26 protein-coding genes are annotated in these 25,535 nt (G+C 68.2%); 17 read left to right on the forward strand and 9 right to left on the reverse strand.

Annotated features, from left to right (window positions below; all coding sequences use genetic code 11):
- The first annotated feature begins 41 nt into the window (after positions 1-41).
- The 3 genes from IE307_RS33430 (at position 42) to IE307_RS33440 (ending at position 2,425) form a co-directional block, all read left to right on the forward strand.
- Entirely contained in the window at positions 42-731 is a 690-nt protein-coding gene (locus IE307_RS33430) for a chitinase (protein WP_191303413.1), read from the forward strand.
- Between the two features lie 127 nt (positions 732-858).
- The gene (locus tag IE307_RS33435) at positions 859-1,905 is read left to right on the forward strand and encodes a glycoside hydrolase family 19 protein (protein WP_373306063.1); all 1,047 of its coding nucleotides are present in this window, start codon (positions 859-861) and stop codon (positions 1,903-1,905) included.
- Between the two features lie 37 nt (positions 1,906-1,942).
- A complete protein-coding gene (locus tag IE307_RS33440; RefSeq protein ID WP_191303414.1) occupies positions 1,943-2,425 on the forward strand; it encodes a DinB family protein in 483 nt (160 codons plus the stop codon).
- A 25-nt stretch (positions 2,426-2,450) separates the two neighbouring features.
- On the opposite strand, the gene IE307_RS33445 is transcribed toward IE307_RS33440, so the two are convergent.
- Positions 2,451-2,696, reverse strand: a complete 246-nt coding sequence (locus IE307_RS33445) for a mycoredoxin (protein ID WP_030472806.1) — start codon at positions 2,694-2,696, stop codon at positions 2,451-2,453.
- A 294-nt stretch (positions 2,697-2,990) separates the two neighbouring features.
- On the opposite strand from IE307_RS33445, the gene IE307_RS33450 reads away from it, so the two are divergent.
- From IE307_RS33450 to IE307_RS33460, 3 genes are all read left to right on the forward strand, one after another.
- Positions 2,991-3,614: a DUF4360 domain-containing protein gene (locus IE307_RS33450; protein WP_191303583.1), complete on the forward strand. Its 624-nt coding sequence runs from the start codon at positions 2,991-2,993 to the stop codon at positions 3,612-3,614.
- A 62-nt stretch (positions 3,615-3,676) separates the two neighbouring features.
- The gene (locus IE307_RS33455; protein WP_191303415.1) at positions 3,677-4,321 is read left to right on the forward strand and encodes a DUF4360 domain-containing protein; all 645 of its coding nucleotides are present in this window, start codon (positions 3,677-3,679) and stop codon (positions 4,319-4,321) included.
- Positions 4,322-4,415: 94 nt separating this feature from the next.
- The gene (locus IE307_RS33460; RefSeq protein ID WP_191303416.1) at positions 4,416-5,654 is read left to right on the forward strand and encodes a hypothetical protein; all 1,239 of its coding nucleotides are present in this window, start codon (positions 4,416-4,418) and stop codon (positions 5,652-5,654) included.
- On the opposite strand, the gene ilvA is transcribed toward IE307_RS33460, so the two are convergent.
- Positions 5,651-6,886, reverse strand: coding sequence for a threonine ammonia-lyase IlvA (gene ilvA, locus IE307_RS33465; protein ID WP_191303417.1), 1,236 nt, complete (start codon positions 6,884-6,886; stop codon positions 5,651-5,653). The genes IE307_RS33460 and ilvA overlap by 4 nt on opposite strands.
- Before the next feature lie 62 nt (positions 6,887-6,948).
- Between ilvA and IE307_RS33470 the strand changes: the two genes are divergently transcribed.
- Together IE307_RS33470 and IE307_RS33475 are read left to right on the forward strand one after the other, a co-directional pair.
- Positions 6,949-7,812: a lytic polysaccharide monooxygenase auxiliary activity family 9 protein gene (locus IE307_RS33470; RefSeq protein ID WP_191303418.1), complete on the forward strand. Its 864-nt coding sequence runs from the start codon at positions 6,949-6,951 to the stop codon at positions 7,810-7,812.
- 83 nt (positions 7,813-7,895) lie between these two features.
- Positions 7,896-9,137 (forward strand): ThuA domain-containing protein, encoded by a 1,242-nt coding sequence (locus tag IE307_RS33475; RefSeq protein ID WP_191303419.1) that lies wholly within the window; start codon positions 7,896-7,898, stop codon positions 9,135-9,137.
- Here IE307_RS33475 and IE307_RS33480 read toward each other — a convergent pair.
- Positions 9,134-9,523 carry a hypothetical protein gene (locus IE307_RS33480; RefSeq protein WP_191303420.1) on the reverse strand — a complete coding sequence of 130 codons (390 nt, stop codon included), beginning with the start codon at positions 9,521-9,523 and terminating at the stop codon, positions 9,134-9,136. The two genes, IE307_RS33475 and IE307_RS33480, sit on opposite strands and share 4 nt — an antisense overlap.
- Positions 9,524-9,668: 145 nt before the next feature.
- Here IE307_RS33480 and IE307_RS33485 point away from each other — a divergent pair, with 145 nt between their 5' ends.
- From IE307_RS33485 to IE307_RS33505, 5 genes are read left to right on the forward strand one after another with little or no spacing between them, the layout of a single operon-like run.
- Positions 9,669-10,106 carry a helix-turn-helix domain-containing protein gene (locus tag IE307_RS33485; protein ID WP_191303421.1) on the forward strand — a complete coding sequence of 146 codons (438 nt, stop codon included), beginning with the start codon at positions 9,669-9,671 and terminating at the stop codon, positions 10,104-10,106.
- Between the two features lie 3 nt (positions 10,107-10,109).
- The gene (locus IE307_RS33490; protein WP_191303422.1) at positions 10,110-10,622 is read left to right on the forward strand and encodes an ImmA/IrrE family metallo-endopeptidase; all 513 of its coding nucleotides are present in this window, start codon (positions 10,110-10,112) and stop codon (positions 10,620-10,622) included.
- Positions 10,623-11,732: an MAB_1171c family putative transporter gene (locus tag IE307_RS33495; protein WP_191303423.1), complete on the forward strand. Its 1,110-nt coding sequence runs from the start codon at positions 10,623-10,625 to the stop codon at positions 11,730-11,732.
- Between the two features lie 15 nt (positions 11,733-11,747).
- The gene (locus tag IE307_RS33500) at positions 11,748-12,806 is read left to right on the forward strand and encodes an ATP-dependent DNA ligase (protein ID WP_191303424.1); all 1,059 of its coding nucleotides are present in this window, start codon (positions 11,748-11,750) and stop codon (positions 12,804-12,806) included.
- 19 nt (positions 12,807-12,825) lie between these two features.
- Positions 12,826-13,425, forward strand: a complete 600-nt coding sequence (locus tag IE307_RS33505) for a YigZ family protein (RefSeq protein ID WP_191303425.1) — start codon at positions 12,826-12,828, stop codon at positions 13,423-13,425.
- Here the strand turns inward: IE307_RS33505 and IE307_RS33510 are convergent.
- On the reverse strand, positions 13,422-14,201 hold the full coding sequence (locus tag IE307_RS33510) for an alpha/beta hydrolase (protein ID WP_229905320.1): 780 nt from the start codon (positions 14,199-14,201) through the stop codon (positions 13,422-13,424). The two genes, IE307_RS33505 and IE307_RS33510, sit on opposite strands and share 4 nt — an antisense overlap.
- Before the next feature lie 91 nt (positions 14,202-14,292).
- Between IE307_RS33510 and IE307_RS33515 the strand changes: the two genes are divergently transcribed.
- Positions 14,293-14,847, forward strand: coding sequence for a TetR/AcrR family transcriptional regulator (locus IE307_RS33515; protein ID WP_191303426.1), 555 nt, complete (start codon positions 14,293-14,295; stop codon positions 14,845-14,847).
- Positions 14,848-14,895: 48 nt separating this feature from the next.
- Here the strand turns inward: IE307_RS33515 and IE307_RS33520 are convergent, their stop codons facing one another.
- The 3 genes from IE307_RS33520 to IE307_RS33530 all read right to left on the reverse strand — a co-directional run bounded on the left by IE307_RS33520 (position 14,896) and on the right by IE307_RS33530 (position 19,813).
- The gene (locus IE307_RS33520) at positions 14,896-17,508 is read right to left on the reverse strand and encodes a glycoside hydrolase family 3 protein (RefSeq protein ID WP_191303427.1); all 2,613 of its coding nucleotides are present in this window, start codon (positions 17,506-17,508) and stop codon (positions 14,896-14,898) included.
- A 496-nt stretch (positions 17,509-18,004) separates the two neighbouring features.
- Positions 18,005-18,664 carry a YdcF family protein gene (locus tag IE307_RS33525; RefSeq protein WP_229905321.1) on the reverse strand — a complete coding sequence of 220 codons (660 nt, stop codon included), beginning with the start codon at positions 18,662-18,664 and terminating at the stop codon, positions 18,005-18,007.
- 12 nt (positions 18,665-18,676) lie between these two features.
- A complete protein-coding gene (locus tag IE307_RS33530; protein ID WP_229905322.1) occupies positions 18,677-19,813 on the reverse strand; it encodes a helix-turn-helix domain-containing protein in 1,137 nt (378 codons plus the stop codon).
- 89 nt (positions 19,814-19,902) lie between these two features.
- Between IE307_RS33530 and IE307_RS33535 the strand changes: the two genes are divergently transcribed.
- Together IE307_RS33535 and IE307_RS33540 are read left to right on the forward strand one after the other, a co-directional pair.
- Positions 19,903-20,358 carry a glycine-rich domain-containing protein gene (locus IE307_RS33535; RefSeq protein WP_191303428.1) on the forward strand — a complete coding sequence of 152 codons (456 nt, stop codon included), beginning with the start codon at positions 19,903-19,905 and terminating at the stop codon, positions 20,356-20,358.
- Positions 20,359-20,366: 8 nt separating this feature from the next.
- The gene (locus tag IE307_RS33540; RefSeq protein ID WP_191303429.1) at positions 20,367-21,188 is read left to right on the forward strand and encodes a phosphotransferase family protein; all 822 of its coding nucleotides are present in this window, start codon (positions 20,367-20,369) and stop codon (positions 21,186-21,188) included.
- 27 nt (positions 21,189-21,215) lie between these two features.
- Here the strand turns inward: IE307_RS33540 and IE307_RS33545 are convergent, their stop codons facing one another.
- Complete coding sequence (locus IE307_RS33545) at positions 21,216-22,862, reverse strand: glutamate--tRNA ligase (protein ID WP_191303430.1); 1,647 nt, start codon at positions 22,860-22,862, stop codon at positions 21,216-21,218.
- A gap of 100 nt (positions 22,863-22,962) precedes the next feature.
- Here IE307_RS33545 and IE307_RS33550 point away from each other — a divergent pair, with 100 nt between their 5' ends.
- A complete protein-coding gene (locus IE307_RS33550; protein ID WP_191303431.1) occupies positions 22,963-23,583 on the forward strand; it encodes an L-threonylcarbamoyladenylate synthase in 621 nt (206 codons plus the stop codon).
- Here IE307_RS33550 and IE307_RS33555 read toward each other — a convergent pair whose 3' ends face one another.
- Entirely contained in the window at positions 23,584-25,407 is a 1,824-nt protein-coding gene (locus IE307_RS33555; protein ID WP_191303432.1) for a S8 family serine peptidase, read from the reverse strand. It abuts the gene before it with no gap.
- Positions 25,408-25,535 lie beyond the last annotated feature (128 nt).

The raw sequence follows: 25,535 nt of genomic DNA on the forward strand, positions 1-25,535 counted from the left end.
ACACAGTGTGGGCGCGCAGATGCTCGGAGGAGTTGGTCCCCATGTCCGGAACTCGCGCCGCCGCCCTGATCGTCGCGCTGATCGGCGTCTTCACGCTCGTTCAGCCGGCGACGGCGGCGCCGTTCATCGTCAGCGAGGCGCAGTTCAACCAGATGTTCCCGTCCCGCAACGGCTTCTACACCTACAGCGGCCTGAAGAACGCGATGAACTCGTTCGGTTCGTTCGCGAACCAGGGCAGTGACACGGTGAAGAAGCAGGAGCTGGCGGCGTTCCTCGCGAACGTCTCGCACGAGACCGGCGGCCTGGTGCACATCCGCGAGATCAACCAGAGCGGTGACTACTGCGACGAAAGCCAGTCCTACGGCTGCCCTGCGGGCACCAGGGCGTACTACGGCCGCGGCCCGATCCAGCTGTCGTGGAACTTCAACTACAAGGCGGCGGGCGACTACCTGGGCATCAACCTGCTGAGCAACCCGGACCAGGTGGCCACGAACGCCACGACGTCGTGGAAGACCGCGATCTGGTACTGGATGACGCAGAGCGGCCCCGGCACCATGACCCCGCACAACGCGATGGTCAACTCGCGCGGCTTCGGCCAGACGATCCGCAGCATCAACGGATCCCTCGAGTGCGACGGGCGCAACCCCGGCACCGTGCAGAGCCGCGTCTCGAAGTACCAGCAGTTCACCGGGATCATCAAGGTGGCTCAGGGTTCGAACCTGTACTGCTGACCCGACAGAACAGGTCTAGACCCTTGACTGGTCTGGACCACTGATGCCAACCTCAGCATGTTCACATCCTTGATTCCTCGGATGCAACAGACTCCAGGAGTGGGTGACCTTGCTGAAAAAACGCATCTTGGCGTCTCTCGCGGCGGGTGTGATGGCGGCTTCGCTGGCCGTCATCGCACCGACCGCTTCATCAAAGGCAGAAGTGTCCGCGCAGGCCTGCACCTTCACGGACTGGGTCCAGGGTCAGTGGTACACCACCGGTTCGATCGTGAGATTCGAGGGCGCGTACTACGTCGCCGAGCACGACAACCCGGGCTACAGCCCGACGGTGTCCACCTGGTACTGGGAACCGACCGGCTGTGACGGCGGTGGAGGTGGCGGCGGCGGCACCTGCGCCGGCGCGACCGACTGGGCAGCGGGCCGGCAGTACTACACGGGCAACATCGTGAAGTACAACGGTTCCTACTACATCGCCGAGCACGACAACCCCGGTTACGACCCGACGATCTCGACGTGGTTCTGGGAGCCGCACAACTGCGGCGGTGGCGGAGAACCCGGTACCGGCTTCCCCATCAGCGAATCCCAGTTCAACAGCTTGTTCTCCGGTCGCAACAGCTTCTACACCTACCAGGGCTTCGTCGACGCGGCACGCACCATCCCCGCGTTCGGCACGTCCGGCAGCGACACGGTGAAGAAGCAGGAAGTCGCGGCGTTCCTCGCGAACACCGCGCACGAGACGGGCAACTTCGTCTACATCGAAGAGATCAACAAGAACAACGACCTCTGCGATGAGGGCCAGCCCTACGGCTGCCCGGCCGGCACCTACGCCTACTACGGCCGCGGTCCGATCCAGCTGTCGTGGAACTTCAACTACAAGGCCGCGGGCGACTACCTCGGCCTGAACCTGCTGCAGAACCCGTACCAGGTGGCGCAGAACTCCACGACCGCGTGGCGGACGGCGATCTGGTACTGGATGACGCAGCGCGGCCCCGGCTCGATGACCGGGCACGACGCGATCGTCAACGGCGCCGGATTCGGCCAGACGATCCGCAGCATCAACGGTTCCCTGGAGTGCGACGGCCGCAACCCGGCGCAGGTCCAGAGCCGCGTCTCGAACTACCAGCGGATCACCGGAGTCATCGGCGTGACGCAGGGTGGAAACCTGTACTGCTAGGACTTCTGCTGTCCTAGTTCGGTCATAGCTTCACCTCATGGCCGAAGAGCTCGAAGAACTGCTGCACGAACTGAACGACCAGCGCAGGACCTTCCGCATCACGACGCGGGGTCTCACCGCGGCAGACGCGGTGAAGCGCACCACGGTCAGCGAGCTCACCCTGGGCGGGTTGCTCAACCACCTCGTCCGGGGTGAGCTCGGCTGGACCCACATCATCACCGAGCAGCCCCTGCCCCCGCCCGGAATGCTGGACGTGAGCCAGTACACCTGGACGGGGAACGACTTCGAGGCGCTGCTCACCGGCTACGACGAGGCGGCGCGCGCGACCGACGAGGCCGTGCGCGCCGCCTCGCTCGGCAAGCTCGTCCCGCTGCCCAGCGCCCCGTGGGATCCCGACCCGCGGCCGATGTCGGTCCGGCGGATCGTGTTGCACCTGCTGCGGGAGACCGCGCAGCACGCGGGCCACGCGGACGTCATCCGCGAGGCGCTCGACGGCCAGTCGACCACCGCGCTGCTCTGAGCCGTGTCCCGCGAGTCTCGCCGCCCTAGGCCGCGAGCTGTTCCTTCACCTGCGCCAGCGACGGGTTCGTGAGCGCGGAGCCGTTCGGGAAGTGGACGGTCGGCACCGTGCGGTTGCCGCCGTTCACGCTCATCACGAAGTCGGCCGCACCCGGCGTCTCCTCGATGTTGATCTCGACGTACTCGATGCCTTCGCGGTCGAGCGAGCTCTTCAGGATCCGGCAGTAGCCGCACCACGAGGTCGAGTAGACGGTCAGCTGGTCGGGAGCCATCAGGCGCACTCCTCGTCGGGGTTGGACTGTGTCACCGGTGCCAACGCCCGGCGCCCCGCGCTTCTTCCCGCGCCCGCGACTCCGATCGTCAGACAATCGTCAGGTCAATTCCGCTCACCGCGGGTGAGCATGGTTCGCGCGCGTCCGAAGATTTCGGTCGCGCAATTGGTCGTGCATTCCTCTTGATACCCCCCACGAATTCAGTCACCCAATCGGAGGCCGGTCGCCACGCAGAGTTTCCGATATCGTCTGAAATCCGCCGCCGCTACCGCAGTCATGATGGAAAGGCTGACCATGCTGAAAACGGTGGCGGCTGCTGCCCTCGCGCTGTCCGCGGTCTTCACCGCGCCCGCCGCGAACGCAGCATCCGATGTTCCTGATTTCGTGACGATCGACGTCGTCACCGTGAACGGTTCCGGCTGCCCCGCCGGCACCGCCGCGGTCGCGGCCGGGGACGACCGCACGGCGTTCACCGTCACGTACAGCCAGTACCTCGCCCAGGCCGGCCAGGGCTCGGCCCCCACCGACTTCCGGAAGAACTGCCAGCTCAACATCAGAGTGAGCTACCCGCAGGGCTTCACGTTCGGCATCGCCCAGGCGGACTACCGCGGATTCGCCAACCTGCAGCAGGGCGCCACCGGCACGGAAAAGGGGAACTACTACTTCCAGGGCATGTCCCAGGGCGCGAGCCGCACCCACACGTTCACCGGCCCGAAGAGCGACAACTGGCAGGCCACCGACCGCGCCCAGGTCGCGGAAATCATCTACGCCCCCTGCGGAGAAGTCCGTCACCTGAACATCAACACCGAACTCCGCGTGAACGCGGGAACCGCGTCGAAGGCCAACAGCTTCATGACGATGGATTCCACCGACAGCAGCGTGAGCACGAAGTACCAGTTCTCCTGGAAGCGCTGCTGACGAAGGCACCGATCACCGCCGCCCGTTCATTTCGTTGAACACCCCCGACGGAAAGGTGCCCCATGCTGAACACACTGGCCGCGGCCGCGCTCGCGATGTCGACGATCGTCTTCCCTCCCGGCGGCGCCCCCGGCGACACCCCGCCCCCGGACCACATCACCATCGACGTCGTGACGATCAACGGCTCCGGCTGCCGGGCGGGAACGGCCGCCGTGGCCGTCAGCCCGGACAACAAGGCGTTCACCGTCACCTACAGCGAGTTCATGGCGCAGGTGGGCCCCCAGGCCCTGCCCACCGACTTCCGCAAGAACTGCCAGCTGAACCTGCGCGTCAACGTGCCGTCCGGCTTCACCTACGGCATCTCCTCCACCGACTACCGGGGCTTCGCCCACCTCGAACGCGGCGCCACCGCCCTGGAGAAGGCGAACTACTACTTCCAGGGCATGTCCCAGACGGAGTACAAGCAGCACAACTACAAGGGCCCGTTCAGCGACGACTGGCAGGCAACGGACACGACCGACGTGGCCGCCATCGTCTACCACCCCTGCGGCGAGAAGCGGAACTTCAACATCAACACCGAGCTGCGCGTCATGGCGGGCACGTCCGACAAGAAGCTGACGAGCTTCATCACGATGGACTCGACCGACGGCTCCATCGAGACGACCTACCACTTCGCGTGGAAGGTTTGTCCTCCCCCGAGGCCGTAGTACCCGGCCAGGTGCCGGGCATTCCGCGAACGGGGTGCCCGGCACGCCCCTGCTCTGAGAAGATCGACCTCAGCGACCGTCTGGGGGGACGACCATGAAGATGCACGCGCTGTCCGGCGTCCACCTGGGACCGGCGTTCCACGCGGTGGTGGACGAGATCGCCGCGGTGGTCCCGGCACCGCGCTACCCGAACCTCCCGGTGTTCCTCGACGACCTGCCGGACTCGTCCGCGCGCGTGGACCTGATGCGCCTGGCCGTGCTCGTGGCGCTGGAGCGGTCGGGCGACAACGTGCACACGATCTCCGTCACCGGCCATTCCGGGTACCTGCCCGACCACGGGTGGCTGATCTCCCGGGAGGACCCCTCCCCCGGCCTCACCTTCCTCAAGGGCGCCCGGCAGCCGGAAGACCGCATCGCGACCGTCGTCGAGGGCGCGGACGGGGTGCACGTGACGGTCGGCGCGGCGCGCTTCGTGTTCCAGCCACCTCCGGAGGAGGAGTGCCGGCAGCTGCTGAAGGCCGGCGTGCGGGGCACGCCGATCAGGTTCCCCGTCTTCCCGAGCCCCAGCCCGTTCCTGCTCGCCCGCGGTGACGGACCCGACGAGGTGCTGCTGTGGCGGCTGGGCCTGCCGACCGCCCGGTTCCGGCTGCCAGGCCCGGTCCTCGCCGCCACCCACGTCGGCGACCACCACCAGAACACGCTGGTCACGCTGATCGAGTTCGGGGGCGAACTGCTGGTGCACGTCACCGGCGAGGCGGACACCGACCTGGCCAAGCTGCACGTCCCGATCGACTTCAGCGTCGCCGACGAGGCCGCGCACGACCTGTCACCGCTCTACTTCGACATGGACGAGGCCTGGGACTTCGGCGTCTACTTCCGCCGCGGCGGTGAGTGGTGGACCCTGCGCTGGTGGCCCAGCAGGGCGCTGTTGAGGCCGTCGACCTCGAAGGTCCACGAGCCCGACAGCTTTCCCTTCCACACCAGGCTCGACGGCGCGGGCAAGGTGCTGTTCGGGCCGAATTGGACCGCCGGCCGGCGCGACGCCGGGTGGACGGCGTGGCGGCACGAGCGGGACGACGTGGTCATCCCCGTGACTCGTGACGAGGAGGTGATGGGCCTGACCGAGCTCGGGGACCTGCCCGCGTTGCTGACCCGGGAGGGCGACGTCGTCCGGGTGAGGACGGCGAACGGCGTGCGCACGGTCGCCGAGTCCGCGGGCACCGTGAACCGCCACCACCAACTGCCCTGGGTGGCGGTGCAGCGCTCACCTCACCTGGTGGAGATCATCGACATCGCGACCGGCGTGGTGCTGCACACCCTCGACACGGCCTAGATCAGGAACCGGTACGCCGTCGACCCCGGCTCCACCGGCTGGATCCGCAGCGGGGACTCCTTCATCCGCCCCCACAGCAGGTCGTAGTCCTCACGCCGCCCCAGCTCGATGCACACCAGCGCGGCCCCGGTCTCCCGGTTGTCCCGCTTGACGTACTCGAACCGCACGATGTCGTCGTCCTTGCCCAGCACGTCGTCCAGGAACCGCCGCAACGCACCGGGCTCCTGCGGGAACTCCACCAGGAACCAGTGCTTCAGACCGCGGTGGATCATCGACCGCTCGACGATCTCCGCATACCGCGACACGTCGTTGTTCCCACCGGACAACAGGCAGACCACGGTCGAGTCGGGCGCGACGGAAATCTCCTCCAGCAGCGCCGCCGACGCCAGGGCGCCCGCGGGCTCCGCGATGATCCCGTCGATCTGGTACAGCTCCAACATCTCCGTGCACACCGCACCCTCAGCCACGGTCAGCAGCTCAGCCCCGGAGTCACGCACCAACGGAAACGTGACCTCCCCCGCCCGACGAACAGCGGCACCGTCGACGAACGAGTCCACCTCGGGCAACGTGACCGGACCACCGGCCTGCAACGCCGCGATCATGCTCGCCGCCCCGGCCGGCTCCACACCGATGATCCGAGTGCGCGGAAACCGCTCCCGGAACCAGGTCCCGACACCGGAGAGCAGCCCGCCACCACCCACGGGCACCACGACCACGTCGGGGGCGCCACCCAGCTGCTGCACGATCTCCAGCCCCACAGTGCCCTGCCCGGCCACCGTACGAGGATCGTCGAAGGCCGGAACGAGAGTCGCCCCCGTCGCGTCCGCGTACTCCTTGGCCAAAGCCGCCGCGTCGTCGTACGTGTCGCCGTCCACGATGAGCTGCACCATCCCCTGCCCGAGGGCGGCGATGCGGTCGCGCTTCTGGCGCGGTGTGGTCCGCGGCACGTGCACGCGGCCCTCGATGCCGAGGCGGCGGCAGGCGTAGGCGACGCCCTGGCCGTGGTTGCCGGCCGAGGCGCAGACGGCGCCACCGAAGGCGAACTCGGTCTGGCAGAGCAGGTTGAACGCGCCGCGCAGCTTGTAGGAGCGGCCGACCTGGAGGTCCTCGCGCTTGAACCACACGCGGGCGCCGGTCCGCTCGGACAGGCGCTGGTTCACCTCGAGCGGCGTGGTGCGTGCGACTCCGCCGAGCCGGGCTGCGGCGGCGGACACCTCATCAGCGAAGGACATGTCAGTACATCTTCCGTGAACGACTCGGGTCTGGCACGCGTACCCCTAGAAGGAAGGGGGCGGTGCCCGTGTTTCGCCTGTTGGGCGTGCTGACGCTGCTCATGATGCTCTCCGCGGTTCCCGCGCACGGCCATGGCGCGCCCACCGACCCGCCGAGCAGGGCTTTCCTGTGCTCGCCAGGTCAACCCACAGCATCATCCTCGCCCTGCCGCAGCGCCATCGCGGCGGGGTTGCCGTCCAAGGAGTGGGACAACATCCGGCTCCCGAACGTGCGCGGGCAGGACGAGGCGAAGGTTCCGGACGGCAAACTGTGCAGCGCGGGGCTCGCGAAGTACGCGGGACTCGACCAGTCGTCGGCCGCGTGGCCGGTGACCAAGCTGAAGAGCACGGCCTTCACCTACCGGGCGACGATCCCGCACCAGGGCTCGTTCCGGTTCTACGTGACGCGCGACGGCTTCTCGCCGGACCGGCCGCTGCGGTGGGCGGACCTGGACCAGTTCCTGAACGTGCCCTCTCCCCCGCTCGTCAACGGCTCCTACGAGTTCCAGGTGCAGTTGCCGCAGGACCGGACGGGACGGCACCTGGTCTACACGGTCTGGCAGAACACGGACACGCCCGACACCTACTACTCGTGCACCGACGTCGAGATCGCGGCAGCGGTGAAACCCACGACGCCGGCCGCCCAGCAGGCGCCGGCCGCACCACCCGTGAAGGCCGCACCGCAGACCCCGGCGAGCCGGTCCGCCCCGTCGTCCACCAAGCCGTCGGCGCCGAAGTCGAGCGTTCCGCGCCCGGTTCCTGTTGCGTCGAGCGCCGAACAACCTCCTTCGGACGCGACGAGGTTCGGCATGGCCGCCGTGGTCGCGGCACTGGGAGGACTCGTCGTGCTGGGCGGGTTCGTGTTGTGGCGCAAAAGAATTCTGTGAACGTACCGGTCCCCAACAGGTCTAGACCTTCCCTACGATGATCTTCGGGCGCGCAACCCCTGCTAGACGAAGGTGTGTACCCGATGGCTCGAAAACTGTTGGCGCTACTGGCAATGCTCGCCGCCACGCTCGTCCCGGTCTCCGTCTCGGCCGCCGGCTCGGCACAGGCGGCTCCGTTCAAGGTCCTGGCGTTCTACAACGGCACCTTCGACGCGGCCCACATCGCGTTCGTCAACGAGGCGAACCCGTGGCTCACCCGCGCGGGCCAGGAGAACGGCTTCACCTACGAGTCGACCAAGGACTGGAACCGGCTCAGCACCCTGACCCCCGCGCAGGCGCAGGTCGTGGTCTTCCTCGACGACGCCCCGACCGGTGCCGCGGCGCGGTCGGGGTTCCAGCGCTACATCGAGGCGGGCGGCGGTTTCTTCGGCTTCCACGTCAGCGCGTTCACCCAGAACGCCGGTGAGTGGTCCTGGTACCACAACACGTTCCTGGCCAAGGGCAACTTCGTCAGCAACACGTGGGGCCCGACCACCGCGGTGCTCAAGACCGAGACCCGCACCCACCCCTCGACGCTGCGCCTGCCGGAGAGGTTCACGTCGGCGGTCAGCGAGTGGTACAGCTGGGACCGCGACCTGCGCCAGAACTCGAACGTCCAGATCCTGGCGAGCGTCGACCCGTCGAGCTTCCCGCTCGGCACCGACCCGAACCAGCAGTGGCGCAGCGGCTACTACCCGATCATGTGGACGAACAAGAATTACAAGATGATCTACGCGAACTTCGGCCACAACGCCATGGACTACCAGGCGAACAAGCCGCTGTCGTCCACGTTCGCGAGCCAGACCCAGAACAACTTCCTCATCGACAGCCTCCTGTGGCTGGGCGGTGGCGGCACCCCGCCGCCGCAGGGCGAGTGGAAGACGGTCGTCAACCGCGGCAACGGCAAGTGCGTCGACGCCGCCGCGGCCGGTGTCAGCAACGGCACCGTCATCCAGCAGTACGCCTGCAACGGCACCACGGCCCAGAACTTCCGCGTGGTGGCGACGACCGACGGCTACTCCCGCGTCGAGTACCGCAACGACCCGGCCAAGGTGCTCGACGTGAGCAACGTGTCCAGCGCCGACAACGCCGGCATCCACCTGTGGGACTTCGGTGGCGGCACGAACCAGCAGTGGCGCGTCACGACCGGCTCCGACGGCTACTCGACGCTGACGGCGCGGCACTCGAACAAGTGCCTGAGCGCGTCGTCCGGGTCGGCCGACGGCGTGCAGCTCGTCCAGGCGACCTGCAACGGTTCGGCGGCGCAGAGCTTCAAGATCGGTTAGGTGGACCGTGAGTGGTTCTGGTCGTTGAGGCGGCCGGAACCACTCACGACCACCCGCTCCCCCGGGCCAGGGTCCACCGCGCGCGGCGCCCCGAGGAACCCGTACATGTCGTTGAGCTGGTGCAGCGCCTGCACCGCGTCCCGCCACACCGGACAGGGCCACGCGCGGTGCCGCCCGTACCAGGCGCGGCACGACTTGCACCGGTGCCGCTCGTCCGGCTCGTGCATCCGCAGCAGACCCCGCCACCACGGCAGGGCGTCGCGAAGCTGTTCGCGCAGGTCGAAGACCTCGTGGGGCGATTCCGCCCGCGCGAGCCGGTCCATGGTCTTGTAGACGACGTCGATCACCGACTGGTGGAACGAGTCCTGCCGTTCAGCAAGCGCCATGTCCGGATGTCCTCCGCGAAGTTGAGACAGGCACGGGCGGAGTCTATGTTGGCCAGTGGAGGGCTTTCAACTGGTGAAAATCCGGTCACCCGGTTAGCCCTTTCCACGAGTGGAGACGCTCACCGCGCGCGACGGGGGGACGGCAATGGCGGGGGAACGTTCCCTGGCTGACAGGCTCAACCACCTCTTCGCCAGGTACACGGCTCGTTCCGGCCAGGAGTTCAGCAACGAACAGGTCGCCGCGTCGATCGCCGGAACCGGCGTCACCATCTCCCAGAGCTACATCTGGCAGCTGCGCAAGGGCAAGAAGGACAACCCGACGTTCAAGCACCTGCAGGCCCTGGCAGGCTTCTTCGGTGTGCCCGTGAGCTACTTCTTCGACGACGAGGTCACCGACCGCGTCGACGAGCAGCTGAAATCGTTGCAGGACGAGCAGTCGCGCCTGCACGAGATCGCCGCGGGCAGCGACGCGCAGCTCATGGCGATGCGCGCGGGGGAGCTGTCGCCGGACCGCCGCCGCCTGGTCATGGAACTGCTCGACGTGGTCTACCGACAGGAACAGGCCGAGCGCGGCGAAGGATGACTCGTGGCCGAACGAGATTTGCGCAAGCGGTGCCGCCGCCTGCTGAACGAGCTGGACATCCAGCCGCCGCTCGACGTCGAGGAGCTCTGCCGCCGCGTCGGTGACCAGCGAGGAAGACCGATCCGGCTGATCGCGCACCCGATCCCGGTGCCCGGCCCGTACGGCGTGTGGATCGCCACCGCGAAGGCCGACTACATCCTGTACCAGCAGGAGACGTCGAAGGCGCACCAGAACCACATCATCCTGCACGAACTCGGCCACCTGCTGGCCGGTCACACCAGTGACGAGCAGGACGACGGCCTGCTCACGGGCCTGTACCCCGACCTGGAACCGGACGCGGTGCGGCGGGCGCTGCGGCGCACGTCCTACGACTCGGAGCACGAGCGCGAGGCCGAGACGGTGGCGACGATCATCCTCGAGTGGGCGTCGGTGCTGGACAAGGTCGCTCCACGGGCCTCCGAGGGTCCCGCGCGCCGCATGTCGTCGTCACTCGCGGACCGTCTGGGGTGGTTGTAGGTGGAGTACCTCAAGGAGACCCAGGGCATCGTCGCGTTCTCGGCGCTGGCGGTCGTGCTGTACCTGCTGGTGCGCCGGCCTCGCGACCCGCGCCTGCGCTCGGTGACGGCCCTGGTGGCGGGCTGGGCGGTCGGCTACCCGTTCGGGCGGGCGGCGTCGGGCGGGCGGTGGTTGCTCGGGCTCGACCCGATGGTCTGCCAACTGATCCAGCACTCGATGCTGCAGGTCGGTGTTTACGGGCTGATCTGCTTCTTCATCTTCTCCGCCCTCGACGACGCCCGTGCGAAGCGGCAGGCGTTGCTCCAGCTCGCGCCTCTGCTGCTGTGCATCAGCGTCATGACGTGGGCGGTGCTCGCGATCCCTGACGAGCTGAGGGTGGCGGCGGCGCGGGTGCCGAACTCGCTCGGCGGCGGCCCGACCGGGGTCCTCGCGATCACGGTCTTCTACGCGCTGGGCAACGGGTACCTGCTCTACGGCTTCGCGACGATGTTCGTGTGGGCCCGCCGCTACGCCCGCGGCGCCGAGCCCCGGTTGCGCCGGGGCCTGCTGATCACCTCGACGGGCCTGGCGCTGCTGGTGCCCGCCGACGCCATCTTCGTGTCCTCCAACGTCTCCCGCTACTTCGGCGAGCCGCTCCCCCGCTGGTTGCTGACCACCGCGGTGTGGTTCCTGCTGCCCGGCGTGCTGCTGTGCGTCGTCGGCGTGATCTACCCGATCGCCGCCATGCGGTTCGCGGCGACGGGGTTGTGGCTGCGGCACCTGCGCGCGTACCACCGGCTTGCTCCACTGTGGACGTTGCTGCACCAGTCGTTCCCCGAGGACGCCCTGCACCGGGTGCCGTCCCGCCGTGACGCGTTCTCGTTGCGGGGCGTGCACCGGCGCTACTACCGGCGGGTGATCGAGTGCCGCGACGGGCTGGTGCGGATCAGCCCGTACGTCGCCGAGACGCCCGAGGAGCTGCCGTTGTCCGAACGGCTGCGGGCCGGGCTGCAGACCCGTAGGTCGGGCGCGGTGACGATGCGGCTGCCGATCGCCCTCGCGATCCCGGAGGACGACGGGATGGACGCCGACGTGCGCGAACTGGAAAGACTCGCGGTGTCGTTGCGCTGAGCCTATGGTCCATTCGTGGACCTGCCCGTGATGCCGCCGGTGAAGCCGATGCTCGCGAAGTCCGTCCCGTCGCTGCCGCGAGGGGACGGGCTGGCGTACGAGCCGAAGTGGGACGGCTTCCGCTGCATCGTGTTCCGCGACGGCGACGAGATCGAGCTGGGGTCGCGCAACGACAAGCCGCTCACCCGGTACTTCCCCGAGGTCGTCGAGCTGCTCAAGGAGGCGCTGCCGCCGCGGTGCGTCGTGGACGGTGAGATCGTGCTCGTCACGCCCGACGGGCTGAGCTTCGACGTCCTGCAGTTGCGGCTGCACCCGGCGGCGTCGCGGGTCAGGAAGCTCTCGGTCGAGACGCCGGCGAGCTTCGTGGCGTTCGACCTGCTGGCGCTGGGCGACTCCGACGTCACCGGCCTGACGCTGGCCGAGCGGCGGTCCATGCTGGAGAAGGCCGTCACCGAGGTCCCCGGGATCTACCTGACACCGTCCACAGCGGACCCCGAGGTGGCCCAGGACTGGTTCACCCGGTTCGAGGGCGCGGGCTTCGACGGCGTGGTCGTGAAGGCCCTGGACGGCGTCTACGAGCCGGACAAGCGCGTGATGTTCAAGGTGAAGCACGAGCGGACCGCCGACTGCGTGGTCGCGGGCTACCGCCTGCACAAGGACGGCGAGACGGTCGGGTCGCTCGTGCTGGGGCTCTACCAGGACGGTGAGCTGCACAACGTCGGTGTGGCCAGCAGCTTCACCGCGGCGCGGCGGCGGGAGCTCGTCGAGGAGCTGAAGCCGTTGCTCGACCCCGCCGAGCACCCGTGGAGCGCGTGGGCGACGTACGAGGGCCCCGGCATGAACAGCCGGTGGAATCCAGGAAAGCAGCTCCAGGTCGTGCTGCTCGAACCGTCGCGGGTGGCGGAGGTGCGGTACGAGCACGTGCAGGGCGGGCGGTTCCGGCACACCGCACGGCTGGTGCGGTTCCGCGAGGACAAGACACCTTTGGAGTGCACGTACGAGCAACTCGAAGAAGTGCCACCCGCTGAGCTCGACGCGCTGTTCGGTGAAGCAGAGCGGCGCAGATCAACCTGAGAGGCGGGACAATCGAGCCGTGAAGGTGATCAAGCGGGACGGCACGCACGAGATCGAGATCCAGCGGTCGCGGTTCCTGTGCCACGTCGCCCGTGTCGCCACCGACGCAGAGGCCTCCGATTTCTTCGCTCGCGTGCGCAAGGAGCACTGGCAGGCCTCGCACAACTGCACGGCTTTCCGGACCACGGACACTCAACGGTCGTCTGACGACGGTGAACCCGCCGGTACCGCCGGGGTGCCGATGCTGGAGGTGCTGACGCGCCGGGACCTCGTGGACGTCGCGGTCGTCGTCACCCGCTACTACGGCGGGATCAAGCTGGGCGCCGGTGGCCTGGTCCGGGCGTACGGACGGGCCGTGTCGGAGGCCGTCGACTCGCTGGGCACTCTCACCCGTGAGCGGCACGAGAGCGTGCTTCTGGCCGTGGACCACGATCAGGCGGGGAAGCTGGAGAACGCGTTGCGCGCGGCCGGGCACCACGTCGCGGACACCGAGTACGGCCATGACGTCACCTTCACCGTTCTGACGAAGGACCCGGAGGCGTTCGAGGTCTGGCTCGCCGCTCAGACCGGCGGTTCGGTGACCGCGATCAGGGGCGAGCCCGTGGACCTCGACAGCTAGAACTTCTCAGCCCAGTTCAGGGCGTGGTCGGCGACCTCTTCCCAGCCCTGCGTGCCCATGACGAAGTGCGGGCGGTTCGGGAACTCCTTGATCTCCGTGACCGAGGGCGTCTTGTAGCGGCGGGCGTTCTCGCGGTTCATCGACGCGGGCACGACGTTGTCGCTCTCGCTCGCGATGAACAGCAACGGCGCGCGGTTGGGGTTCCTGTAGTCGACCTTCGTCGCGTTGTGCGTGGTGAAGTTCGCGGTCGCGGCCTGCCAGAGCGGACGTCCGGGCGCGGTGATGGCCCACTTCTGCCGCAACGCCTCCGCGTCGTCCTTCGAGAGGGTGTTCGTGAAGGCGTAGTGCCATTCCTCGGGCGAGAGGGCGACGTTGCGCTTGGCGTTGGCCGGGTTCTTCAGCACCGGGAACGCGGCCTTGAGCGACGAGAACGGCAGGCCCAGCGTGCCCTTCGCGGGTGCCGAGTGGATCGCGACACCGGCCTTGCCCAGGCCTCGGTCCAGCAGCTTCTGGGTGATCAGGCCGCCGAACGAGTGGCCCATGATGATCGCGTCCTCCGCGTTGTTCTCGCGGATGAACTTCTCGACGTGGTCGGTGATCTCGACGACGCCCAGGCCGTTCGCGACCTCGGGGTGCGCCCTCATCTCGGCGACCTCGCCGTAGCCGGGCCAGGTCGGCGTGAGCACCTCGTGGCCGGCCGCGGTGAACCGCTCGGCGACGTTCTTCCAGCTGCTCGCGGTGAGCCACAGGCCGTGAACCAGCACGATCTTCGACATTTCCGTCTCCCTCAGCGGTGGAGAACGCTCGTTCTCCGGTGTGTTTGCTACAGTAGAGAACGAACGTTCTCCACGGCAAGGGGTAGCTGAAGTGACGACGGACACAGAGGTTCGCGAGAGGGTTCTGGAGGCCGCTGACCGGCTGTTCTACGCGAAGAGCGCGCACGCGGTCGGCATGGACGAGCTGCGCGCGGAGGCGGGCGTCTCGTTGAAGAAGCTCTACTCGCTCTTCGACGGCAAGGACGCGCTCGTCGAGGAGGTGCTGCGCCGGCGGGAGGAGGCGATCACCGCCGAGACGATGAAGTACGTGCTGCGCGCGTCGTCACCGCAGGAGCAGGTCCTCGCGGTCTTCGACTGGATGGCGGACTCGTCGGGCACGACCGACTTCCGCGGGTGCGCGTTCATCAACTCCTACGCGGAGCTGGGGCCGTCCTCCGACCGGGTCACGGCCGTCGTGCGCCACCAGAAGTCCGGCGTGCGGGGCGCGATCGCGGCAATGGTCGAGGCGATGGGCAAGCCGGAGTGGGTGGCGGACTCGATCTTCCTGCTGTTCGAGGGCGCGATGACGAACACGGCGATCACGGTGTCGTCGGAACCGGCGCGGCAGGCCCGGAAGGCGGCACGCTTCCTGCTGGAGTCCACATAGGAACGCGCCCCCGCCGGTGTGTCGGCAGGGGCGCGTCCGGTCATGTTCCTACGTGCAGGGCAGTGCGTCCGGGTCGGCGCCCGCCTTGGGCACCCACCGGATGTTCGCGAACGAGGCCTGGAAGGCGCCGTCCGTGTAGACCAGGAACGGCGTGTTGACGCTCTCCAGGTCCAGTCCCTTGTTGGAGAAGCAGGAGACCGGGATCTTGACGGTCGACTTCTGCCCGACGGGGAGGTCTCGGAACGCCTGCGTGGCATCGATCTCGGCCATGCACGGGTACTGGCAGTGCGAGCTGATCACCGTGCGGTTGGCCGGGGCCTGGTGCACGATCACGTCGAACTGGATGGCGGCGTTGGCGTTGCCGTAACCGCGGAGGTCGCTGACCGCCGGGCTCTGCAGGTACACCTGTGCGGGGCCGGTACCGGTCCACGTCGTCTTGAGCGCGTCCTGCTGGACGTTGACGTCGGACTGCACGACGTTGATCTCGGCGTGCGAGGCCTGGCCGTCGGGCCCGACCACGGTGCCGCCCCAGTTCTCCGCCGAACCGATCATGCTCTGGTACGGCGCGATGTCGGTGCGGTTGAAGATCTCCAGGTCGTCGGTCGCGGTGCCACCGCCACCACCGGAGCACAGGACGCCGGGGCTCGTCTCGTCGAGCTTGCCGACGCGGCCGGTCTCCCAGTCGCGCAGGCCGTAGCCCAGCTTGAACAGGGGCTTCTTCGCGGCCTCACCGGGCAGCGCCGGGCAGGCCTCGCCGGGCCACGAGTAGGACAGCTTGCCGCTGAACCCGTTGTGGCGTCCCCTGATCAGCAGGTCGGCGATGCCGCCGCCCTCGGAGCCGGGCAGCCAGGCCGCGACGAACGCGTCGGAGCGGTTGATCTCCTTGTTCATGTACAGCGCGCGGCCACCGACGTAGACGGTGATGACCGGCTTGCCCTTGCCGGACACCTTGTCCAGCACGGCGATGTCCTGCGGCTGCAGGCGAGCGGCCTCGAAGGAGCGCTTGCCGAGGTCGCCCACGCCCTCCGCGTACGGCGTCTCACCGATCACGGCGATGACGGCGTCGAACTGGCTCGGGTCCACACCGTCGGCGGTCTCGGCGAACGTGACGTTGGAGGTGCCCAGGGTGTCCTGGATGCCCTTGAGGATGCTGGTGGCGTTGGGGAAGTCGGCGTTGGTGTTGCCGGTGCCCTGCCAGGACAGCGTCCAGCCACCGGTCTGGTTGCCGATGTTGTCGGCGCTCTTGCCGACCACGAGCACCTTGCTGCGCTTGGACAGCGGCAGCACGCGCTTCTCGTTCTTCAGCAGCACGGCGGACTCGCGCACGGCCTCGCGGGCGAGTTCCTTGTGCTGCAGGGCCTTCTGCTCACCCGCGTGCTCGCGCAGCGACGGCTTCTTGGCCTCGAACACACCGGCGCGCAACTTGACGCGCAGGATGCGGGTCACCGCGTCGTCGATGCGGGCCATCGGGATCTCACCGGCGTTGACCTGGGCGATCGTGTTGGTGATGAGCGCCTTCCAGTCGTTCGGCACCATGAGGACGTCCAGGCCGGCGTTGATCGCCGCGGCACAGCTGCCGTTCGTGCAGCCGGTGACCTGGCCGTGGCCGTTCCAGTCGCCGACGAGCAGGCCGTCGAAGCCCATCTTCTCCTTGAGGATGCCGGTCTGCACGTACTTGGAACCGTGCACCTTGCCCTCCTGGATGACGTCGTTCGTCCAGCTGTTGAACGAGATCATCACCGACTGCGCACCCGCGGCGAGGGCACCGTAGTAGCCCTGGCCGTGAATGTTGATCATGTCCTTCTCGGACGAGGCGTTGACGCCCTGGTCCTTGCCGCCGGTCGTGCCGCCGTCACCGATGAAGTGCTTGGCGGTGGCGATCACGCCGTCCTCGCCGATGCGCTTCTTCGCGTTGTCCTGCAAGCCCTTCACGGCCTCGTAGCCGTAGGCGCGCGTGATGCGCGGGTCCTCGGAGAAGCCCTCGTACGTGCGACCCCACCGGTCGTCCTGCACGACGGCCAGCGTCGGCGCGAACGCCCAGTCCTGCCCCGTGGCCCGAATCTGCTCGGCCGTGGCGGCGTTGATGTCGCGGATGAGGCACGGGTCCTGCGTCGCACCGAGACCGATGTTGTGCGGGAAAACCGTTGCGCCGTAAACGTTGTTGTTGCCGTGCACGGCGTCGATGCCCCAGATGACGGGGATCTTGGTGCGCGACTGCTTCGACGCCTCGAAGAAGGTGTCGGCGAGCGCGAGCCACTCCTGCGGCGTCGCGTTCTTCTTCGCACCCGGCCAGCTACCGCCACCGTTGAGGATCGTGCCGAACCCGTAGTTCTTGACGTCCTCGGCCGTGATCGCGGAGATCTCGGGCTGCGTCATCTGGCCGACCTTCTCGGCCAGCGTCATGTCCTTGAGGATCGCCTTGATGCGCGCCTCGTCCTTGCGGTCACCCTTGAGCTGGCTCTCGACCTTCGGCCAGTCCTTGAGCTCCGGCAGGGACTTCTCGATGCGAGCGCAGCCGTTCTGCGTCTTGGGCTGCCCGATGACCGTCTGCTTCGGCGGCTTCGGCGGCCAGTGCTGCGCGTCCTGCGCCACGGCCGCCGAGGTCGTGCCGGCGGCGAGCGTCAGCCCCAGCACTGCGGCGAGAGTGCTTCTCCAATGCATGCCGCCGATCCTCAACGGCGTGTTACGTCCGCGTCAATGGGAACGCTCTCACGACTTTGTTCCGGAAACTCTTTGGACGAAGTTCTCATACCGGGCTTGTGTGGTTGTGTGGGGTTTTGAGGGGGATTTGGGGGTGGGGTTGTTCGCTGGGGGCGCTGGCGGGTCGGCTTGGGTTGGCTGGTGCCGGTTCCAGCGGGGTGGTCGCCTTGGTTGGCGGATGGTCACCTTGCTCGGGTGGTTGCGTGGGCCTGTGACGAGCCGGTGCCGGTCATCGCCGCTTCGCGACGATCGCGATTGGGGCTTGACTTCGGGGCCCTTGTGAGGCCCTGGATCGGCCTGAAAAAGCTGGGCATCGAGGAGCCCAGCCGATCCATCAGTGTAGGGCCTCACACCCGAAGTCAAGCCCCAATCGCCGTCGTGGTTGCGTTATCACCGCTGGTCAGGGCGGCAGAGGTATGCACGCCTCGGCTTCGCCATTGCGTTGAGCCCCAGCGGTCTACAGGTGCAGCATGCGGCTGTCGAACCCTGCTGCAACAAGTCGGTCATAGGCGGCGGACACGTCGGCCGGCACGTCCTGTTCCACCGCGAAGCCGTGCTTCGGGTACTCCACGACCCGTTGCAGATCCCCGACGAGCATGTCGATGACGAGCTTCTCGTCGCCGATCGAGCGGACGTAGTCGGCGAACTTCAGCGGCTCCGAGGCGCAGACGACCTCGACCTCCGGCCACAGCTTCCGGCACGTCGCGTAGGCGCGGCGTTCCATGTACGGCTTCGAGATGAGCAGCACCGAGTCGGGCTCGTGACCGTGCGCCGACAGCAGCGCACGCGACAGCGACACGTTCTGGCCGGTGTTGCCCGCCAGAGTTTCGACCAGGACAGCGCTGTCAGGCACTCCGAGGCGCAGGGCGTGCTCGCGGTAATGCACTGCTTCCCCGTGAGGGAACCGTGCGGCCGTCGTCGGACTGTTGCCTCCGGTGAACACGAGCAACGGGAACAACCCTGCGCGGTACAGCTCGGCGGCGAAGGCGGCGACGCCGAGGTCGTGGCTGCCGAGGCCGATGGCGACGTCGACGGGACGCGGTTCGTGGTTCATCTGGTGGTAGTCCCAGATGGTCTCCGCGTCGCGCCATTGCTCGTCGCTGATCCGCTGGCTCACGGTTGTGCGCTCCTAGTTCACGTGCTCGAAGGCGCTTCGAATGGTCTCGATGCTGGCTAGTTGGTGGGACATGTCGAACGTACGTGACGTCTCGGCGGCCTCATCGAGCAGCTGAAGCCCGCCGTCCGAGGTCGCGCGGTCGGAGAGCAGGATGTGGGCGTGGGCCGTCTGCAGGCGGACGCGCTGCATCGGGGAGTCCGAGCGGTTCGCGAGTGCGACATCGATGTAGCGCAGCGCCACGGTGAGTGCGCCGGCACCACGGTGCGCGAGAGCCATCTTCTGATGTGCGACCGACCAGTCGTCTGGCTCTTCGAGCTGCTCGAAACGACGGATCGCCTCCGCCATGACCGCCACCGCGTGGTCGTTGGAGCCCTTCTTGCTCAGAGCTGTGCCCACCCACAGAAGAGCGCGTGTTCGGTCGCGAGGGCTGAGGCGGGAGTCTCCGGCGAGGACCTCGTACCTGCGCGCCGCGAGATCGAGCCGTCCGTTCATCTCCTCCACGACCGCGAGTGACAACTCGACCTGCGCTGCCCGCCGTGGCACACCCAGGTCGTGGAAGAACTGGTGCGCGGAACGGTAGGTGTGCGAAGCCGACAGAGGCCCGTGGACGTCGCCCCTGTCTCGCTGCAGGTCCCCGAGCAACACCAACGATCGGGCGTGCAGGTGCAGGCCGTGCCGGTCGAGCTCCGTCGGCGTGAAGCGCCGCAGCCAGCGGTCGACGAGGCTGCCCGCGAACTCGAAGTCCTGCTGGGCCAGGCATGCCGCCGCACGTCCCAGGTCGTCGGTCCAGGTCTCGTAGTCCCATTCCCTCGGACCGCTTCGGTAGTAGTCCCGCACCGGCACTTCGCCGTCCTGCCGCAGCAACAGCTCGAAGCGCTGCTTGGCTTCCGGATCCGCGGTGGACAGGGCGGTGTCCAGGATGGACTGCATGAACGGCCTCGGCGTGGTCCGGCTGCCGAGCGACTCCCACTTGGTGACGGTGCGAACACCGACACCGAGACGCTCCGCGAAGGCACGAACGCTGAGACGCAACGCGCGGCGAAGCGCACGTGCTTCACGGCCTGTCCAATGTGCCAGCGACCCCATGTCCGTGACCTCCCACAGCCAATGGAACCAGGCGGGCACGTGCAGGTGCGCTGCAAGTGCCACGGAAGTGCCACACCGGTTCGTTCCCCGAAAGACCGGCTGGGACCAGGCTTCTGACAGGCAGCACCACAACCGAAGGTCAGGAGAAGCCGATGTCCGAGATCGTCTGTTCCCCGCCCGCCGTCACGACCGAGGTCCGGCAACGGCTGCGCGTCCAACTGGCCGCTGAGCACTCGCTCACAGTCGCCGAAGCCGATCGGATCATCACCGACACGATCAGCTTCCTCACGGTCTGCGCGGCCGATCCGCACCAGCGGTTCCGGCCCAGCAGGCAGGTGGACCTCGGCTGGCACCAGTTCATCCTCAACACCCAGGACTACGCGACCTTCTGCGATCGAGCGGCAGGAAGGTTCATCCACCACGTACCGGACGAGTTCGTCGCGCCGGTGCGCCGCGCGACAGCGGAGGTGCTCGGTCCTACTGTGGAGGCGATCAAGGCCGCCGGACTGCCCTTCCACCCCGAGTTGTGGCTGACCGGCGAAGGACGTTGTTCGCAGTGCCACGCGGGCTGCACCACCTGCGGTCAAGGTGGCGAAGACCCGAGTTGAGGGAACAGATGAGCGGCCGCCTGGAGTGGCAGGAACTTCCCGCCGGAGTGCGAGAGGCGGTCCAGGACCGCGTCGGACCGGTGACAGCGGCGGAGAGTGCTTCCGCGGGCCGCAACTCCGCGTTCGCCGCGTCGCTGACCACTGCGGCCGGATCGGTGTTCTGCAAGGGAGGCAGGGCAGACGGGCCGCAGGCGGTGATGCATCGCAACGAAGCTGTGGTGAATCCCTTCCTGCCGAAGGAGCTCGCACCGCACTTGCTCTGGCAGGTCGAACGGGACGGCTGGCTGCTGCTCGGGTTCGAACACGTTCCCGGGCGGCATGCCGACCTCTCACCCGGCTCCCCCGACCTACCGCTGGTCGCAGGTGCGATCGAGCAGATCAGCACGATCGTGCCGCAGCGGGCACCACGACGACTGATCGCCGAGCACTGGGAGGCGGCGCTCGCGAACGAGCCCGCTGACGAGTGGGCGGCGCTGGCCCCGCGGCACATGCGCGGTGCGACGCTGGTGCATTCCGACCTCAACCCGTTGAACGTCCTCGTCGCCGGCACCGCTCGTGTCGTCGACTGGGCGTGGTGGCGGACCGGTGCCTCCTGGATCGACCCGGCGTTCACGGTCGTGCGGCTCGTGGCGGAAGGGCACGACCCCGCCCGGGCCGAGGAGTGGGCAAAGCAGTTCGGCGGGTTCCGGGAAGCGCCTGCTGAGGCGCTCACCGCGTTCGCGGCCTCGCTGATGTCCCTGTGGGGACGGAAGTTCGCGGGCACTCCGGCCACCGAGGCGGCGAGGACGTGGGCCGAGCACCGGAAAGCGAACGGCCCCCGGCTCCCGTAGGAGCCGAGGGCCGTTCACACACGTGCGTCAGCCCGCGAGTGCGCGCACCCGTCGCAGGACCTCGTCGGTGCCCAGCGTGCGGGCCACGGCGTGCAGGTCCGGGCTGGCCTTGGAGCCGGTGAGGGCCACGCGGATCAGCTGGGCCGCCTCGCGGATCGAGCCCGGGTAGGCGTCCGGGTTCTTCTTGTACTCCTTGGGGTTCGGCGCGAAGCCGTGCTTGGTGGCTAGTTCGCGGATCTGGGCGAACCACTCCTGGCCGTCCTCGAGGTCGGCGTAGCCGTCGGCGAAGTCCGCTGCGAAGGCGGAGATCAGCTCGGGCGGGAGGCCGCCGAGGCGCTCGTCGGTGCGGTCGGAGACCAGCGGGAAGAGTGACGGGAAGAAGAAGCCGTAGGCGGTGCGGAAGTCGGACCACTTGCGGAGGTCCTTGCGGGGGTTGGCGACCTCCGGGCCGCGCTCGACCTGCAGGGCGGCCAGGGCGGCGTCGCGCTCCGAGGCGAGCACGGAGACCAGCTCGGGGTCGTAGGCCGTGGCCCACTCGGAGACGCGGGAGATGATCTCCTCGCCGGAGAGGGTGGCCACGTAGTCGGCGCAGATGTCGTCGAGCTTCACGAGGTCGACGAGGGGGCCCGCCACGCCGCACTCGGCGAGCGAGATCGGTGCCTCCAGGGCCTCGGCCAGGGGCAGCTCCGCCAGGCGGGCGTTCACGAGGCCGCGGAGGTAGTACTGGACGGCCTGCGCCGGGAAGCCCGCCTCGATGAAGAACTCGACGGAGGCTTCGGGGTCCTTGCGCTTCGAGAGCTTGCGGCGGGAGCCGCCCTGCTGCTTCATGAGCGGCGCGATGTGGGCGTACTCGACCCGGTCGAAGCCGAGGGCGTCGAAGAGCTGCAGGTGGGTGGGGACGGAGGAGATCCACTCCTCGCCGCGGATCACCAGGTTCACGCGCATCAGGTGGTCGTCCACGGCGTGGGCGAAGTGGTAGGTGGGCAGGCGCGGGGACTGGTCGGACGCCTTGAGGATCACCACGTCGTTGCGGTTGGCCTCGTGCTCCAGGGAACCGCGGATGGCGTCGACGAACGAGGTGCGCTCGCCCGCCTTGCCCGGCGAGCGGAAGCGGACGACGTACGGGCGGCCGGCCTCCAGGGCCTCGGCGACGTCCTCCGCGGTCTTGTCGCGCCAGATCGCCCAGCGGCCGTAGTAGCCGGTGGGGAGCTTCGTGGCCTGCTGGCGGGCGGTGATGTCCGCCAGCTCGTCCTTCGTGGCGAAGCAGAGGTACGCCTTGCCGTCGCGCAGCAGTTCGCGCACGTACGTCAGGTAGATCTGCTCGCGCTGCGACTGGTGGTACGGGCCGTAGGCGCCCACCTCGTCGGCCTCGTCGGGCTGGATGCCGAAGTACTCGAACGCCTTGGTGAACTGGGCGACGGCGCCTTCGACCTCACGGGCCTGGTCGGTGTCCTCGACGCGCACGATGTACGAGCCGCCCGAGTGGGTGGCGACGTCGCGGTCGATCGAGCCGACGTACAGGCCGCCGATGTGCAGGAACCCGGTCGGGGACGGGCCCAGGCGGGTGACCTTCGCGCCTTCGCCGAGCCCGCGGGGCGGGTACTGCTCCTCCCAGTGGGACGGCTCGGGCAGGTCCGAGGGGAACAGGGCGTCGACGACGGCACGGTCGAGCATCGCTAGGGGTCTCCAAACCAGGGAAAGAAGTACGCCCAGGTTATCAACGTGCGCGAGCCGAAATGCTGGCCCCCGGATGATCGGCCTAAGCTCACACGCCATGGCCAAGTACCTCGACGTCCACCCGGTCAACCCGCAGAAGCGCGCCATCGACCAGGCAGTGCGGATCCTGCAGGAGGACGGCCTGATCGCGTACCCGACCGACTCCTGCTACGCGCTCGGCTGCCGGCTGGGCAACAAGGACGGCATCGACCGCATCCGGGAGATCCGCAAGCTCGACGACAAGCACCACTTCACGCTGATGTGCGAGAACTTCGCGCAGCTCGGGCAGTTCGTGGTGGTGGACAACGCGGTGTTCCGCGCGGTCAAGGCGTCCACGCCGGGCAACTACACGTTCATCCTGCCCGCGACGAAGGAGGTGCCGCGCCGCATGATGCACCCGAAGAAGAAGACGGTGGGCGCGCGCATCCCGGACCACGTCGTGACGCAGGCGCTGCTGCAGGCGATGGGCGAGCCGCTGCTCACGTCCACCCTCCTGCTGCCCGACGAGGCCGAGCCGCTGGTGCAGGGCTGGGAGATCAAGGAACGCCTGGACCACGTGGTGGACGCGGTGATCGACTCCGGGGAGTGCGGCACCACGCCCACCACGGTGGTGGACTTCTCGAGCGGCGAGGCCGAGATCATCCGCTACGGCGCGGGCGACCCCGAGCGGTTCGAATAGCTAGGACACGACCAGCGCGTAGTCGGCGTCGGTCGCGGAGGTCTCGACGTGACCGTCCACGTTGACCGAGGTCGCGATCACCTCGACGGTCCAGTTGCCCGCGGCGGGCGTCTGGACGAGGACGTTCTCGACGGTGTCGACGGTGTTCGCGACGCCGCCGGAGGTCGACCAGTTGCCGGCGAGCAGGCCGTTGTTGCCCCAGTAGACGGTGCCGTTGGGGGCGGTGACCTTCAGCGTCAGGTCGTTGACGGTCGCCTTGGCCGCGGTCGGCGAGCCGGCCGGGTCGGTGTAGGCCAGCGTCGCGCGGAGCGGCGTCTGGCCGTTGGACGCCACGGTGTACTTGCGCGACTGACCGGTCGCGAGCAGGTCGGTCTCGTTCACCAGCACCGGCAGCTTCCAGCCGCCCGCCTTCGCGCGGTCGTACAGGTTGCGCACGGACGCCGTGCCCCAGCCCTGGTGCGTGCGGGTCTGGTCGTGCGTGGTGCCGGTGAACGCGTGCTGGTTGGCGGTGTTGATGAGCAGCGCCTTGGCGGTCGCGGCGTGCGGGCGGGAGGCGAACACGTCGCGTCCCTTGCCGGGGCCGCCGTCGAACACGCCGTCCGCCCACATCTGGAACATCAGGCCGGCGTTGCCGCAGGTGATCGGCGTGGCGCCGGACGTGCCGCCGAACGACGTGGTGTACGCGGTGTCGTTGGTGGACGTCGTGGTGTCGATGCGGTCGTAGTAGTTCGAGATCTCGGGCTTGATGCGGCCGTCGGCGGCGGGGCCGATCGACGCGCCACCGTTCCACTTGTCGTCGGCGCGGTCGAGGGTGTTGTAGTGGTAGTGACCGCCGACCGAGAGCACGTTCTTCGCCCACGCCTGCGGGCGTGAGCTCCTGGTGCCCGCGTTGCTCTGCGACTGGCAGATCAGCAGGTCGTGGTCGAACACGATCCTGTCCATCTGCTGCGAGATCGAGTTGTACGACGTGGTGAGCGAGTCGCCCCAGCTGTTGCTCTGGAACACCGCCCTGTACTGGCCGGCCGGGTCGACGAGCTGCTTGGTGTGGGCGTAGCGGTCGCCGGAGCCGTAGATCGCGAAGATGCCCTGCGCCTCGGGCAGCAGGCCGCGGTGCGCCGACGAGACGCCGGACGCGAAGATCTGGCCGTACGTCGAGGTGCCGTGCGAGGTGCTCGACGAGTTGCCGGTGTGCATCAGCGGCGGGCGGGCGCGGAACTCCTGGTGCGTGGTGCGCAGGCCGCCGTCCATGACCTCGCCGCGCACGCCCTGGCCCTTGTAACCGCCGACGCTCTCGACGTAGTTGGCACCGGAGGACTCGCGGGAGATCGCCATGTCGGTCTCGGGCGCCGACACCGGGTCGATCGCGATCACGGCGGGCAGCTTCGCGAGCTGCGCGGCCTGGCCCGCGTCCAGGGTGGCCATGATGTGCTCGCGGCTCGCGGAGATCTCGTTCACCGTGCCGCCCAAGGACTTCACCTTGTCAGCGACGGTCTTCTGGTCGCGCTCGTCCTGCTCGACGAGCGTGATCAGGTAGCCGGACGAGCCGCCCAGGGCCATGATCCGGGGCTCGGCCCTGAACGGCTTCACCTCGCGCACGTAGCCCAGCTTCGAGACGCGCGCGGTGCTCGTCATGCGGGCGACGTACGTGCCGTCCTGGACGAACGCGCCCAGCCGCACGCCGAGACGTTCGAGCTGGTCGCGCTGGCTGTCGGACAGGGTGGTGCGGAACTGCAGCAGGTAGGCGCCCTCGGCGGGCGCAGCGACGGCAGGAACGCCGCTGACCAGCGAGAACACCGCGGCGACGCTCAATATTGTGCGCAGCACTAGAAAACCTCCAACGGCAGGGTTGGCGGCGACCGGAGGGAGTCACTGCCCGTGACCAGCACGTTACCGGTAAAGGCCAGGTCAGGACATCAGTCGTTCGGCGGTGATCATCTTGCGGGACGGTGTAG

The organism is Lentzea cavernae (genome assembly GCF_014653695.1).
GTDB classification, from domain to species: domain Bacteria; phylum Actinomycetota; class Actinomycetes; order Mycobacteriales; family Pseudonocardiaceae; genus Lentzea; species Lentzea cavernae.